Genomic DNA, 14,671 nt, shown 5'->3' on the forward strand with positions numbered 1-14,671 from the left:
CCGCTTACTCGGCCTGCGCGACCATGACAAAGTCGAAGGGGGAACGCCACATCGTCTCGCCATTGATATGTTCAAACGGGGCGACCAGCGTCTGTTTCACACCGAAAACGGCATCATCGCCCAGATAGACGTCATCGCCCACGAATGTATGCGTCACAATGGTCTTATGCCCCGGTGCGGTGACCATGAAATGCATATGCGCCGGACGGTTGGGGTGACGCCCCAGATGCCCGAGCATCTGTCCCACCGGACCATCATCGGGGATCGGATAGCTGACCGGCTTGATCCCGACGAAACGGTATACCCCGTCCGAGCCGGTGATGAACCGCCCGCGATTGTTCCATTTCGGCTGGAGATCGGGCTGCTGCACATCATAGAAGCCTTCGGCATTGTCCGACCACACATCGACACAGGCCCCCTCGATCGGCATGCCATGCAGGTCGATCACCCGACCTTCGTAAAGGCAGGTATCGCCCTTGCCATCGAGGCTGATACAGGTTCCCATCTCGCGGATCGGCGCATTGGCCACATGGAACGGGCCGAACACGGTGTTCTCCGTCGCCCCTGTGGGCCTGCGGTTATTGATGGCATCCACCAGCATCGACACCCCCAGCACATCCGACAGCAGGATGAATTCCTGACGTTCGCCGCTGCAGATCTGTCCGGTCTTGGTCAGGAAATCGATCCCGATATCCCATTCTTCCTGCGTCAGTTCGACCTCTTTGACGAACTCGTGCATATGCCGGACCAAAGCTTCCATGACCGTCTTCAGACGCGCGGGCACAGTGTCGCCCATCCGTGCATTGACCGTCTGATCGGACGCCTCCTCGGTGAAAAATTTTGTCATAGTCACGTTCCTTATGTCAGAATCCTGCCAAGCCGGAGCCGGTTTCCGCCCCGCGGCAGCGCGGGTACGGGCCGGGCGCGGGCTTGACAAATCCGTATGAAAACAATGCGCCAGCCCCGCCTGTGGACCCTGTCCCTCAGGCCTGTCCCGCCACAGGCGACACGACCCGAAAGGGGCCGGATCGCGCGCGGGCAACTGGCGGGCGCAGGCGGGCCGCTTAGGGCCTGTGGCCTTCCCATGCGGCTTGCAAAAGCGCACGGATCGCCTGCCGCTCGACGGGACGCGGGTTCCAATAGGGGTTTTTCACGGCCAGATCCGCCGCACGGTCCAGATCGGCCTCGGCCAGCCCCAGATCACGCAGCGCCATCGGCGCCCCCAACTCTTTGGCAAAATCCCAAAGACCCTTGCCCAGATCCCCCCCGAACATATCGGCAAGCGGCTTGAGATCCTCCGCCGCCGCCTGCGCATTATAGGCTGCGGTATGCGGGATCATCACCGAATGCGTCTCGGCATGGGGCAGGCCGAAAGAGCCGCCCAGAGTGTGACAAAGCTTGTGATGCAGCGCCATACCGACAGATCCCAGCACCGTGCCGCACAGCCACGCGCCATAAAGCGCCTCGCCGCGCGCAGTCGCATCCTCCGGACGACGGACAATGGCAGGCAGAGCCTGTTTGAGCGCCCGCACCCCGTCCACTGCCATCATCGACGCCACGGGGTTCTTGTTTTGCGCATAGAGCCCTTCGATGGCATGGGCCATAGCGTTCAGTCCCGAAGTCACGCTCATCGCGACGGGCAGTCCCAGTGTCAGATTGGGATCATAGATCACCGTCTCGGGCAGGACACGGGCATCGCGCAGGGTGGTTTTGACACCCTCCTCGGTCTGGCCCAGGACGGGGGTCACTTCCGACCCCGCATAGGTCGTCGCGATCACCAGTTGCGGGCAATCATTGCGCCACGCGATGGCCTTGCCCAGACCGATGGTCGACCCGCCCCCGAGTGCGATCACGCAATCCGCGCCGGTTTCGGCATAGACCTGCATGGCCTGATCGGTCACCTCTACGGGCGTATGCATGGCCGCCCCCGCAAAGACACCAACGGCCTGTGCGCCCAGCGATTGCGCCAAGGCCTGTGCATCCTGCTCTTGGAACGGCGTCGAAAGCACCAGGGCCCGCGCACATCCCAAAGCACGCAGCTCCTCGGCCACCCGATCCAGCGCGCCACAGGCAAACACCACCCGCGCGGGATTGAGACTACAGATAAAATTCAGTGACATTTTCCCCCCTGTCCCGATCCGGCGGACCGGGCTTCCCAGAGTAGGAGACTACAAACAGACCAGCCGCGTAGCATCCTAATATTGAATGATTTCATATCTGAAAGATATGACCCCGTGCGATGCCCCCCGATATCGCCATCGGGGGGCGCCGGTTCAGGCCGAAAGCGCGGCTTCGACCGCAGGCACATTGAGCGACTGCATCACCTTGTCGAACCGCTCGCGCAGGGCTTCGGGGCTATTGGCCGTCAGAGCCACATAGAAATCCGGACGGATCAGCACATAGCGCGCATCGATCTCTTCCATCCACGCCTTATAGGTGCCTTCGCGGTCCAGCACATTGGCCTGACCGGCCTGTGCCGACATCTGCACCCCGAAGCCTTCCAGCGAGGCCAGCTGCGCTTTCTGTGCCGCGCTCAGCACCGCCATCGGATCGGTATCATAGCCGATCAGCACCCAGCCCTGCCCCACGGCCTGATCGAACAGATCGACCTTGCCATTGGCCTCGACCACGCCCTGCACCGACAGCTCGCCCGAATGCGCGCTGTCCTGACACCATGCCCCGTGACCCAGATGGCAGATATCGGTGGGCACGGGCGTATGGTTGCGCGCGGCCAGATCCGCGATCATCTCCTTGTCGCGCTTGGCGGCTTCGGCCTCGTCCGCGATACAGATGATCTGCCCCAGTTCCTGACTGAAATTGATGTAATGCTTGGCATGTTCGACGCGCTCGGTGGTATAGCTGTCCAGTGCCTCAAGGCCATATTTGCCTTCAAGGATACCGTTCAGACGCCAAGCCATCGCCAAGGCATCACGGACCCCCGCACACATGCCCTCGCCCGCGAAGGGCGGCATCAGGTGGGCGGCATCGCCCCCGATCAGGCAGCGCCCCTTGTTCCACAGCTTCGCCCACCGCGCCTGAAAACGGTAAACCGCCGCACGCTCAAGCTGGGAATTCTCGGGGGTGATGCCCCACGGCTCCAGCAGCTTCCACGCATTCTCGGGCTTTTGCAGCTCGGTCGCATCCTCGCCCGGCAGGACCATATACTCCCAGCGGCGGCGGTCAGGGCCGCCCGCCACGGGGCCCGGCCCCCCCGGCACGATCGTGGTGGGACGCACCGGATCGCAGAGCTGCCACTGGGCGGGCTCGTGCGGGCGGCTGGCCACGTAATCGAAATCGGGGATCATATCGAGGATCAGCCAGTCGAAGAAATAGCCCCGATCCTCGTTTTCGATCCCCAGCGTCTCGCGGACAAAGCTGTTGGCCCCGTCGGTGCCTGCCACGAATTTCGCGCGCAGCTGGCGGGTCTCGTCGGGACGGCCGCCTTCTTCGGGGTTGCGGCGCAGCGTCAGCGTGACGCTTTCGGCATCTTGCACCATCTCGGCGGCTTCCCAGCCGCGAATGATCTCGACCGTTTCGAGCTGGTTGGCGATCTCCATCAGCCGCTCTTCGAGATAGGGCTGGTTGAACCAGTAGCGCACGCGCCAGCCCGACGCCGATTTGCTCTGCCAGTCAACGATCTGCAGATCCTCGCCATCGCGATTGCGCCAGTAATACAGCTCGTCATGGAAATTGATTGCCGGATCGGTTTCGGCATTGATGCCGAGTGTCGCCAGAATGCGGGCGATCTCGTGATCGAAGGTCACCGCCCGCGGCAGCGGGTAATAGGTGGTCCAGCGTTCGATCAGCGTCACGCGCTTGCCGCGCTGACCCAGTAAAATCGCCAGAAGATGGCCGACAGGCCCGCCGCCAACAATGGCCACATCGGTATCAAAGCCCTGAGGCTTGGCTGAGTTGTTCATGATGTCCTCCCTCGGACCTTCCCTGCTCTCCTCGTGCCGGCAAAGTCCGCAATATAACCCTGCGCTTGATTAGGATCGAAAAATGAATGATCGTCAAGTTTGAATTTTCGTCATTTTATCTGGATGAAAAGCCGCCCCTAGCCTGCTGTTCAAAAAGGATATTCTGGGACATAGGTTCGGGCGCACTGTAAGGAGCGCCGAAACCACCTGCCGCAGGCGGGCGTGGCTTGGCGGCAGATTGCTTCCGGTTTCGGGGGCGGGACGCTAAGAAAGCGAATGTGATTCGTAGATGACTGGAATGGTGCCACATGCCCTCGACCCCGACAGAACCGCCCGCCGAAGGACGTGTCGCCCGCCGTCAGCGCCGCACCCGCAAAGCGCTGATTGACGCGGCCTGTCGGGTGATGTCCGAAAAGGGTGTGGACGCCGCCACCATGCTGGAAATCGCCGAGGCCGCCGATATGGGGGCGGGCACTGTCTATAACTATTTCAAATCGAAAGACGATCTGGCCGTCGCGGTGCTGGAATTCCTGATGCAGGATCTTGCGATGCGCATCGAATCCGTCACCAATACCTTCAGCGATTCCGCGCTGGTCTATGCCTGTGGGGTGCGCTCGGTGCTGGAGGTCGCCACACAGGACGCGCGCTGGCATCCCTTGCTCAACCGCTCCGAGGTGATTGCCGATGCGATGTATCGGGCGATGGGGCCCTTTGCGATCCGCGATATGGAACGGGCGACGGAGGCAGGCCGCTTTACGATCAGCGATGCCAGCCTGATCTGGCGGCTGACCAGCCACGCCCTGCTGGGCGCGGCGCTTCTGATCCTGAAGGGCGACCTTCCGGCCACAGCCAAACCGGAAATCGTCATGCGGCTGCTTTGTATGACAGGACTGCCACCGGCAGAGGCGCAAGATCTTGCCCTACGCGACCTGCCCCCCGTCCCCGACAGGCTTCCCGCATAGGCGCGCCGCCGCGCCTCAGAGGGCCTCGATCTCGGCATCCAGCCGCGATTGCAGCGCAGCGCAATGGCTACGGATATGGTCCGACACCACCTGTAACGCCGCAGGGGCCTCGGCATTTTTCAGGCGTAACAGGCCCAGTTGCCGGTCCGGATGGGCGACCTTGACCGGCAGCACGGTGATCCCCAGCATCTCGCGCACCATATGCACCACCGAGGATGGCAGCATCGTCAGACAATCCGTGCGCGCCAGAAAACTGGTGATCGATGCCAAGGTCCCGCCGGAAAAGGTGAATTTGGCATGTTCGGAGGCTCCGGTCGCCTCGATCGCCTGTTTCAGATCCCGAAAGAGCGGGCTGTCCTGCGGCGGGGCCACCCAGGAATAGGTGGCAATATCGCCCAGTTCCACCGAGCGCCGCCGCGTCAGCGGATGACCTGCGCGACAGGCAATCACATTGCGCCCTGACAGGATCGGGGTGAACACCATGTCAATCGGCACCTGCCCCTGTGGCAGCGGCAGCACCGCCAGATCGATGGTCTTGTTGCGCAGCTTGCTGGCAAGGCTGTCGTAATAGCCATAGACCTGTTCGAATTGCAGCCCGCTGACCTGCTCTTGCAGATCCGCCAGTAGCGGAGTGATCACCCCGTCCATGAACAGCGGTGTGCCCCCCATGCGCAGATATCCCGCGCGGCCGCTTTGCACCCGCTCGACCAGCGCGCTGGCCTCCAGTGACAGGTTATGGATCCGGCGTCCGATCTTGGCCAGCTCCTGTCCGAAATCGGTCGGACGCAGCGGGCGGCGGCCATGTTCAAACAGGGAAAGCCCCAGCCGTTTTTCCAGAATGGCCATAGACCGCGAGACCGAAGGCTGGGATTTGCCAAGCGCCTCCGCCCCTTCGGTCAAGCCCCCCTGTTCGACGATCATCGCAAGGATTTCCAGATGTTCGCTGTCAATCCGCATGGCCCAACCGATCAGTTATCCGCTCTTTCATGCGAGTTTAGGCGGATAATATACCTTTGTGCAATGCGCCTTCGCTGCAACATGCCCCTGCCGCGCCGTTTGGGACACGCGACAGAGGCATGGGAGGGGCAGCCCCTAGTCGAGACGGCGGCTGACCGGCAGGATCGTCAGCCCCAGACGGGCCTTGAGCGCCCCATAGATGCCCCGCTTGTCGATCATCATCACCGCAATCGCGATCACGCCCATGACGATCAGATACCATGTGCCCCAGTCCGCCGCGAGGCTGCGCAGCGCGAAGAAGACGATCACCCCGAGGATCGGGCCCTCGATCGTGCCGATCCCGCCGATCACCACGATAAAGATCACGAAAGCCGTCCAGTCATTGACCGAAAAGGCGCTATCGGGGGTAATGCGCAGCTTCTGCAGGAAGATGAAGGCCCCCGTCAGACCGGTGAACCCTGCCGTCAGAAGATAGATCAGGAATTTCACGCGCCGCGTGGCCACACCAACGGTTTCGGCGGCGATCTCGCTATCGCGGATGGCCGTCAGGGCCAGACCCCAGCGCGAACGCAGCAGCATCCAGACCAGCGCCACGGAGGCGATACCGATGGCGAAGGCAAAGTAATACATCACCATCTCGCGCCCGTCGCGGCTGGCAGAAAGCGATTTCACCACCTGCACGGGCAGCGAGATCCCAGACCCGCCGCCAAGCGCCGAGACCTGCGCGGCCCCCAGCCGGAACACCTCGGCAATCACCCAGGTGCCGATGGCGAAATAGGCCCCTTGCAGCCGGAAGGCGATCCAGCCCGTCGGCAGCGCCACCAGCGCCGTCACGCATCCGGCCAGCACCAGCGCCAGAGGCAGCGGCATGCCGGTAAAGATCGCCAGCGCGAAGAACACATAGCCCCCCAGGCCGACAAAGGCCTGCTGCCCCACCGACACAAGGCCGGTATAGCCTGCCAGCAGGTTCCACATCTGCGCCAGCGCCAGATAGCTCAGCACCTCCATCAGGAACCGAAGATCGGCGCGGCTGGCCCAGAAAGGAGCCGCAGCCAAAGTGCCCAGCACCGCCAGCACAAGGCCTGCCGTGGCCAGCGCGCCCCAGTTCATTCCGCTTTTTTGCGGGCTCATATCCATTTCTTTCATGCTCATCTCAATGCGCCACCTTCGGCATCAACCCCGTCGGGCGGAAAATCAGGACCAGCAGGAAAACCAGATGCCCTGCCAAAATCTGGAACCCCGCATCGACCTGCGCGCCCAGCGTCTGTGCCACGCCAAGGATGATCCCGCCCAGAAGCGTGCCCCACAGATTGCCCAGCCCGCCAATAATCACCGCCTCGAAGGCGAAAAGAAGCCGCGCCGGTCCGGCGGCAGGATCGAAATTGGTTTTCATCGCCAACCAGATCCCCGCGATGCCCACCACAACGCTGGCCAGCGCGGTCGCCAAAGCGAAAGTATGCCCGCGGTTACCGCCCATCAGCGGCACGATTTCGGCATCATCGGAGGTGGCGCGCAGCATCCGCCCGAGGCTCGTTTTGTAAAACACAAGCTGCAAGGCCCAGATCACCGCGATAGCGGTCACGAACATCAGAAGCGGCAGCACACCCACGGCAATCTGGTCGCTCAGTTGCAGCGAGGCGGTCTCGAACATGCCGGTCGGCAATTTGCGGCTATCGGCGGAATAGAGTTCCAGCAGCCCGTTCTGCAAAATGATCGACATCCCGAAGGTGATCAGGATCGGCGGCAGGATATCCTTGCCCAAGGCGCGGTTCAGCAGGATGCGCTGGTTGATATAGCCCGCAAGCCCCAGAATAAGCACCACCATCGCCACACCCACAACCGGACTGAGCCCCCAGCTGATGACGAAGGTAAAAATCAGATAGGCGCCGACCACGATGAAATCACCATGCGCGATATTGACAAAGCGCATCACCCCGAACATCAGCGACAGCCCCGCCGCGAAAAGGGCATAGAGGCCGCCCAACATCACACCCTGAATAAGTGCGTTGATCCAAACCATCACGCGATCTCCGTTCCAAAATAGGCCTGCGCGATCTGTGCGCGCGTCAACTCGGAGGATTTGCCCGAAAGCGAAACCCGCCCTTCCATGAAGCAATAGATCCGGTCCGCGACCGCCATTGCCTGCCCGACATCCTGCTCGACCACCAGAATGGCCGTGCCGCGCGCGCGGATCAGCGGGACGGCCTGATAGATATCCTTGATGATCTTGGGCGCGAGCCCGAGGCTGATCTCGTCACATAGCAGCAGCTTGGGGTTGGAAATCAGCGCCCGTCCGATCGCCACCATCTGCTGTTGTCCGCCCGAAAGCGCCGTTCCGGGGTTGTTTTTCTTGGCGACCAGATCGGGGAAAAGCTCATAGACAGCTTTCAAGTCCCAAGGCCCCTTCCGCTTGCCCGCCGCACCGATCAGCAGGTTTTCCTCGACCGAGAGCGAGGGAAACAGCCGCCGCCCCTCGGGCACCATCGCCAGACCCGCCTTATGGATCTTGTCCGGCGCAAGCCCCGCAATCGGCTGCCCGTCCAGCCGGATGGTCTGGCCCTTGGTCGATTGCAACCCCGTCAGACTGCGCAGAAAGGTGGATTTTCCGGCCCCGTTGGCGCCGATAATGGCCACGGTCTCGCCATGCTCGACCGTCATATCCACCCCGAACAGCGCTTGAAAATCGCCGTAATGCGCGGTCAGCCCCTCTGTCTCAAGCAGCTTCGTCATCGACCGAAATCCCCATGTAAATTTCCTGCACCAACGGATCGGCCATCACCGCACGCGGCTCGCCCTCGGCCACGATCTTGCCGAAATCGATCACCACCAGCCGGTCCACCACCGCCAGAAGCGCATGGACGATATGCTCGATCCAGATAATCGAGACACCTCCGGCATGGATCTGCTTGATGGTGGCCACCAGATCGTGGCACTCGCCTTCGGTCAGCCCGCCCGCGATCTCGTCCAAAAGCAGCAGCTTCGGATTGGTGGCCAGCGCCCGCGCCATCTCGAGACGCTTGCGTTCCAGCAGCGTCAGACTGCCTGCGGGTTTGTTGGCGCGGTGGATCAACCCCGTTTTCTCAAGGATCTCCTTGCAGGCGCTGCGCGGGTCATCGAAGCCCGCGCCACCGAACTGGCTGGCCACCAGCAGGTTTTCGTAAACGCTCATGCCGACGAAAGGATGCGGGATCTGGAAACTGCGCCCGACCCCGCGACGGCAGCGTTCCGACGCCCGCATGCCGGTCACATCGGCCCCGTCAAACCGGATCGTGCCCGCGCTCGGCTTCAGCGCCCCGCCGATCAGATTGAACAATGTCGATTTTCCGGCACCATTGGGGCCGATAATCCCGAGCGCTTCGCCCTGTGCCAGATCGAATGTGATCGCGTCAGCGACCTTCAGAGCGCCGAAACTCTTTTCGACGCCCGACAAGCTGAGAAGTGGTTGCACCGCTTCCTCCTCTTGAAATGTCATGAATAGGTAGGAGGGCGGGTCCGGTGAACCCGCCAGACCATCAGGCCTTGATCGGCAGCATCTGCGCGGTCAGCGGGATCTGCGGTGCATTGGAATTGGTCACGATTTCCAGTTGCGGCGTGCCCGAACCAAGTTTCCATTGCCCGCCAACCAGCGGGGTTTTGGAAATATTGGGCACCGGACCGTCCTGAAAATTGACCCGTCCCAGAACGGTCTCAAGATCGGTGGCGCGGATCGCCTCGACGATGCTATCCGCATCATCGATATCCTGCGTGCGGCTCAGCACATTGGTCGCGACATCGAAAAGCGAATGTTTCGTGCCAAGCGGCATCGTCCACGGGTTGCCGGTCGCGGCCTCATAGGCGGCGGCAAGCGCCTCGCAGCTCTGGCCGCTGAACGCCGAACGGAAGGGAAAGTTCTTGTGCCATGTGACCTCGACCGAAAGCCCCTCGGCGCGCGGCCCCATCGCCGACATCGCCTGCGGAAACTCGCTGGCCTTCGCCACATCGACCACTTTCGGGGTAAAGCCCTGCTGGGCGGCCTGCGTCCAGAAGGTGTTGAAATCGGGCGGGATCATCACCCCCGTCACCACCTCCACACCAGCCTTCTTGAAGGCCTGGATCTGGGCGCTGAAATCGTCCGAGCCGTTCTGGTAACGTCCGGTATCCACCAGCTTGTAGCCCGCCTTCGACATCTCGGCGGGGAAGCCGTTCTGGCTGTTGGACCAGCTATTGCCATCGGGATCATTGGGCCACATCGCCCCCACGACCTTGTTGCTGTCCACAGCCGCCCAATGCGACATGAAGACCGCGATAATATCCTCAAGCCCCCAGAAATAGTGGAATGTATAGTCAAACCCCACTTTCGGATCGCCCCCACGCCCGAAGAAATGCGCCTGCCAGGGCGTGTCATTGGTGATGCAGGGAACGCCGTTCAGCTCGGCCTGATCGGCAACGGGGTTTGTGGTATCGGGGGTGGCCGACGCACAGATCAGATCGACCTCGTCTTCGAAGATCAGCTCTTGCGCCACCGAAGAGGCACGGTTCGAACTGGACTGGCTGTCCTTGACGATAAATTCGACCGGATGGCGCGTGCCATTGACCTCCAGCCCGTCTTTGAGCGCGGCGCGATACTGGTCCAGCACGAACTGGTCCGGTTCGGCAAAAATTGCCAGCGGGCCGGTGGTCGGGGTCACAAATCCGATCTTAAGCGTGCGGGTCTTGGCCAATGCAGGCATCGGCAAACCGGTCACCGCCGCACCGGCAAGACCGGTCGCGACAGCAGATTTCAACAGACGACGTCTGGTGAGCATAGAATTCCTCCCTGAACAGATCCGGTTTGCAACGGGAATGCACCTGTTCATCCGGCGACAACCTCCCAGCGCCGAATGCGGATCATTCCTATCGCCTGCACTCCTCATTTGCAGAAGACCGGATCCTGTAATTATGTGTGTATTGTTCTGCGATACACCATACCATGATTAAGATACATTGGATTCGTGTCAATGAATTTTCGCAGCCGACCCGCGCCAAAACCAACAGTTTTCATCATTTTTAGAATGCAATGTATTGTAATAAATAGATAATAATTATTCATTCCTTCGGATTAAAACGGCACCACCCGCCCCCTTCGACCGCATGGACAGTCTCGGGGCGCAGCCCTTCCGGCCTGCACTACCTCAGCCTGCGCCTCGCCGGGCAGTGATCATTTATCCTGCATCTGGGGCCAATGAATCGCTTGACAGCTCGTTTCAACTGTCTCACTTATTCATACACTGTATCATTTATTGATACACAAACCGGTAGGAGGAAGACCGGTTTGCGCAGTTTTAGGGAGGACACCATGCTGCTTACGGCAAAGATTCTGCTGACGCTTGCAACGCTCGGCTATTCGGCGATTCCGCTCGCCTTCGATTCCAACAAAACCCATTGGTTCAACGATTCATGGACGCCGCATGGCCGGTTCCACTGCGTCTGGCAGGTGATGAGCTACGTCTATATGGCCCTGATCGCGCTGGGTCTGATCTGGACGGCGTCCAGCGTGAACTGGCAGATCTGGCTCTCCGCGGGCCTGGCCGCCTGCGCCTATGGCGGCTTCTGGACCGCTGTAGCGCTGCGCAAGAAGCTGGGGCTGGCGCTTGTGGATGACGTCAATGGCGTGCCGCCCTTCATGCTGCCCGTTCTGGGCGAATGTGATGCCAATGTGACCCTGTTCACCACCGCGGTGATCTTGCTGGGCACGGGCGCAGGTGCGCTCTCGCTTGCCGCAGCGACCGTCGCCGCCAACTGAGGACTACCATGCTAAATAACGAACAAAGGCAGGCTGCTGCCGACGCCATCCTGAAGGCCGAGCAAACCCGCGAAGTCTGTGTCCAGCCGTCGAAAACATGGCCGGAGATGGAGCTGGAAGACGCCTATGACATCCAGCGCCGCTGGGCCAATGCCCGCATCGCGGCTGGCGCGAAAATCATCGGACGCAAGATCGGCCTGACCAGCCGTGCCATGCAGATGGCCTCGAAAATGACCGAGCCCGATTATGGCGTGATGCTGGATGATGCGGTTTTCAAGGACGGGGCGCGCATTCCGGCAGGCACGTTCATCAAGCCGCGTCTGGAAACCGAACTGGCCTTTGTTATGGGCGAAGACCTGCAAGGCGCAGGGTGCCAGATGCATGACGTGATGCGCGCCACCGAATACGTGACGCCCGCGCTGGAAATCATCGATTACCGCACGCAGGTGCCGCGCGCGATTGCCGATACCATCGCCGATAACGCCGCTTTTGGCGCGATCGTGCTTGGCGGGCGCATCTTCCGCCCGTTCGATGTGGATGTGCGCTGGATTGGGGCGACGCTTTCGAAAAACGGCGTGATCGAGGAAAGCGGCGTGTCGGCGGCCATCATGGGCCATCCGGCAGCCGGGATTGCATGGCTGGTCAACAAGCTCGCCCCGCTGGGCGATGGCCTAAAGAAAGGCGATATCGTTCTGGGTGGCTCGTTCACCCGCCCCGTCGATATTGCCTCGGGCGATGTGATCTTTGCCGATTACGGCCCGCTTGGCGCGATCGGCGTCAGCTTCGAATAACACACGCCCCGCCTGCAATCGCAGTCTCTCTGGCCCCGCCCTACCAAGCGGGGCGGGGAAAGCTATCACAGAAAGCCCATCATGACCGATATGCCCAAAAACCACTTCAAAGCCGCGATGCAAGCCTTTGAAGTCCAGCGCGGCTGCTGGTGCAGCCTGCGCGATCCGATCGTGGCCGAAATGCTGGCCGTGCTAGGGTTCGACTGGCTGATGTTCGACACCGAGCACTCGCCCATCGACCCCGCAACCGTGCTGTCGCAGTTGCAGGCCGTCGCGCCGTATAAAGCCAGCTCGATCGTCCGCCCGAGCTGCCTGAACGCCGCCGAAATCAAGAAGTTGCTGGATCTTGGAGCCCAGACGATCCTTGTGCCGATGGTCCAGAGCGCGGCAATGGCGCAGGAAGCGGTGGACGCGGTCGCCTATCCGCCCAGCGGCATTCGCGGCGTGTCGGGCATGACCCGCGCCACCCGATTTGCCACCGTGCCGGGCTATCACAAGAAGGCCCGCGAAGAGATCTGCCTGATCGTACAGGTGGAAAGCAAGGCGGCGTTGGACGAAATCGAGGCAATGGCCGCCGTTGACGGCGTCGATGCGATTTTCGTCGGTCCCGCCGATCTGGCCGCTTCGCTGGGCTATCCGGGCGAGCCGTCGCATCCCGAAGTCACCCGCGTGGTGCTGGAAGCCATCCGCCGCATCCGCGCCGCGGGCAAACCGCCGGGCATCCTGACCAGCGATCCCGCTGTCTATGATCAGGCGCTGGAAGCGGGCGCGATTTTCGTGGCGAAAGACATCGATCTGGTAGCCATGAAAAAGGGCCTGTCGATCAGCTAACCTATCCGGCGGGAGGGGGCGACCCTCCCGCTCGGCCCTCCCGATCCTGCAATGGGGGCCGCACCGCTATCCTCTGGTGCCAAAGCTGGCCAAAGCGCGACAGCTCGTCCGCCAGAACGGTCTCATGCGCATCCAGCCAGTCGATCACCGACGCGAACGCCACGATCCGTGCATGCCCGTCCTGCAGGCGCACCACCGGCCAGTTGCCGACAAGCGCGTTATCGATCCCGAAGACCGCATCCCCCCACCAGCGCGCCGGACCGAACGCATGCGGCATCTGCCGCCCGCGTTTCATTGCCGCCAGCACCGAGACCGGAGATGTCGTCTCGACCCGCTCGACAGCCTGATGCCACAGATCCAGCACCGAGGCATATTCCCAGCTGACCGCGCTCCAGCTTTCGGGGAAGCGGCTATTGTAATTCTCGAAAAACTGCTGCGGGCGCCGGAAGAAAAAGGCCAGATCCGCCAGTGCCGGATCATCGAAATCGGGAAACTGGAAGGTAAAGCGGGCCATGAAATCCGCCGAAGTTTCCGCAACAAGCTGCCGGTAACCGTCCCCCGTGCAGGACAGGATCTGACCGCCGAACCCCTGTGCAAAAGCCGCAAGCGTCAACGCCCTGACCATCGGCGGGGTCGAGGAGCACCAGCACAGGATATCCGCCTCCGAGGCGACCATCCGCGCCACAATGCCTTCTGCCGCAGCGCCTTCCTCATAAAGCACCTCTTCCACGACCGGCAGTCCCGCCACAGCACAGGCGGCGCGGTAGCAGGCCAGAGACGGCAGTCCCATCAGGTCATTCTGGCTGCATAAGGCAATTTTCGCGCCCGGATATTCGGTTGCCAGATGTGCAACCCCCGTGACATTGAACAGCGGATGCACCTCGGCGGGGGCGATCAGATAGGGACGGTCGGGCGACAGATCGGTCGGCAGCAGGGTCGTGGTCAGGATGCGGCGCGACATGAGATAGTCGATGGCGGGGCCGACCTCGTTGCCACCGAGGGTCAGCACCAGACAGGCCCCATGCGTCTCGACCATCTCTTGCGCGGCGCGCAACGTGGCCTCCGGCCCCGAAGCGGTATCATGCGACAGGATCTCCACCGGATGCCGCCGCCCGCCGATCATCAGCCCGCCGCGCTCGTTGATCCAGTCGCTCCAGAGCGAGGCCCCGTCCAAACCCGGTTGTCCCCAGATCTTTTCCGGCCCGCTTCTGGGCAGCAGGAACCCGATACGGACCGCAGACCCGTTTCTTGACCGCAATCGTGGCAAGGTGCCGGTGACTGTCAGCCTTTGTGCAAATGATGCCCCGCTCATTTATTCAGCCTCTGCATAATTAAATGCCAGTTCATCGCGCGAATGTCTCCGCCCGATATTCCTGTAAAGAAAAAAGGTTGACCAGTAAAATAATTGGATTGCTCATTGGTATTGCAAAATGAACCAAATTTATAATT

General features: G+C 61.5%; 14 protein-coding genes. 4 read left to right on the plus strand and 10 right to left on the minus strand.

Translation table 11 applies throughout. The annotated features are described in order from the left end of the window. Positions 1–4: 4 nt before the first annotated feature. The 3 genes from WDB86_RS14840 to WDB86_RS14850 form a co-directional block, all read right to left on the minus strand. Positions 5–847, minus strand: coding sequence for a dioxygenase (locus WDB86_RS14840; RefSeq protein ID WP_341485852.1), 843 nt, complete (start codon positions 845–847; stop codon positions 5–7). Positions 848–1,064: 217 nt separating this feature from the next. Next, positions 1,065–2,120, minus strand: a complete 1,056-nt coding sequence (locus WDB86_RS14845; protein WP_330646915.1) for a maleylacetate reductase — start codon at positions 2,118–2,120, stop codon at positions 1,065–1,067. A gap of 153 nt (positions 2,121–2,273) precedes the next feature. After that, positions 2,274–3,920 (minus strand): bifunctional 3-(3-hydroxy-phenyl)propionate/3-hydroxycinnamic acid hydroxylase, encoded by a 1,647-nt coding sequence (locus WDB86_RS14850; RefSeq protein WP_330646914.1) that lies wholly within the window; start codon positions 3,918–3,920, stop codon positions 2,274–2,276. 308 nt (positions 3,921–4,228) lie between these two features. Between WDB86_RS14850 and WDB86_RS14855 the strand changes: the two genes are divergently transcribed. Beyond that, complete coding sequence (locus tag WDB86_RS14855) at positions 4,229–4,882, plus strand: helix-turn-helix domain-containing protein (RefSeq protein ID WP_330646913.1); 654 nt, start codon at positions 4,229–4,231, stop codon at positions 4,880–4,882. Between the two features lie 15 nt (positions 4,883–4,897). Here WDB86_RS14855 and WDB86_RS14860 read toward each other — a convergent pair whose 3' ends face one another. The 6 genes from WDB86_RS14860 to WDB86_RS14885 all read right to left on the minus strand — a co-directional run bounded on the left by WDB86_RS14860 (position 4,898) and on the right by WDB86_RS14885 (position 10,623). Next, positions 4,898–5,839 carry a LysR family transcriptional regulator gene (locus tag WDB86_RS14860; RefSeq protein WP_330646912.1) on the minus strand — a complete coding sequence of 314 codons (942 nt, stop codon included), beginning with the start codon at positions 5,837–5,839 and terminating at the stop codon, positions 4,898–4,900. A gap of 135 nt (positions 5,840–5,974) precedes the next feature. Further along, the gene (locus WDB86_RS14865; RefSeq protein WP_330647275.1) at positions 5,975–6,985 is read right to left on the minus strand and encodes a branched-chain amino acid ABC transporter permease; all 1,011 of its coding nucleotides are present in this window, start codon (positions 6,983–6,985) and stop codon (positions 5,975–5,977) included. Positions 6,986–6,992: 7 nt separating this feature from the next. Continuing rightward, positions 6,993–7,859 carry a branched-chain amino acid ABC transporter permease gene (locus tag WDB86_RS14870; protein ID WP_330646910.1) on the minus strand — a complete coding sequence of 289 codons (867 nt, stop codon included), beginning with the start codon at positions 7,857–7,859 and terminating at the stop codon, positions 6,993–6,995. Next, entirely contained in the window at positions 7,859–8,569 is a 711-nt protein-coding gene (locus tag WDB86_RS14875; RefSeq protein WP_330646909.1) for an ABC transporter ATP-binding protein, read from the minus strand. The genes WDB86_RS14870 and WDB86_RS14875 overlap by 1 nt, the downstream gene beginning before the upstream one ends. Then, positions 8,553–9,311 carry an ABC transporter ATP-binding protein gene (locus WDB86_RS14880; RefSeq protein WP_406721688.1) on the minus strand — a complete coding sequence of 253 codons (759 nt, stop codon included), beginning with the start codon at positions 9,309–9,311 and terminating at the stop codon, positions 8,553–8,555. The genes WDB86_RS14875 and WDB86_RS14880 overlap by 17 nt, the downstream gene beginning before the upstream one ends. A 40-nt stretch (positions 9,312–9,351) precedes the next feature. Continuing rightward, positions 9,352–10,623 carry an ABC transporter substrate-binding protein gene (locus WDB86_RS14885; protein ID WP_330646907.1) on the minus strand — a complete coding sequence of 424 codons (1,272 nt, stop codon included), beginning with the start codon at positions 10,621–10,623 and terminating at the stop codon, positions 9,352–9,354. A 530-nt stretch (positions 10,624–11,153) separates the two neighbouring features. Here WDB86_RS14885 and WDB86_RS14890 point away from each other — a divergent pair. From WDB86_RS14890 to WDB86_RS14900, 3 genes are all read left to right on the plus strand, one after another. Further along, positions 11,154–11,600 (plus strand): hypothetical protein, encoded by a 447-nt coding sequence (locus tag WDB86_RS14890; protein WP_330646906.1) that lies wholly within the window; start codon positions 11,154–11,156, stop codon positions 11,598–11,600. A gap of 8 nt (positions 11,601–11,608) precedes the next feature. Then, positions 11,609–12,391, plus strand: a complete 783-nt coding sequence (locus WDB86_RS14895; protein ID WP_330646905.1) for a fumarylacetoacetate hydrolase family protein — start codon at positions 11,609–11,611, stop codon at positions 12,389–12,391. Positions 12,392–12,472: 81 nt separating this feature from the next. Next, positions 12,473–13,222: an aldolase/citrate lyase family protein gene (locus WDB86_RS14900; RefSeq protein WP_341485854.1), complete on the plus strand. Its 750-nt coding sequence runs from the start codon at positions 12,473–12,475 to the stop codon at positions 13,220–13,222. Between the two features lies 1 nt (position 13,223). Here the strand turns inward: WDB86_RS14900 and WDB86_RS14905 are convergent, their stop codons facing one another. Beyond that, the gene (locus tag WDB86_RS14905; protein ID WP_341485855.1) at positions 13,224–14,534 is read right to left on the minus strand and encodes an ABC transporter substrate-binding protein; all 1,311 of its coding nucleotides are present in this window, start codon (positions 14,532–14,534) and stop codon (positions 13,224–13,226) included. Between the last annotated feature and the right edge of the window lie 137 nt (positions 14,535–14,671).

The sequence above is a fragment of the Thioclava sp. GXIMD4215 genome, assembly GCF_045291555.1.
Lineage (GTDB): Bacteria > Pseudomonadota > Alphaproteobacteria > Rhodobacterales > Rhodobacteraceae > Thioclava > Thioclava litoralis.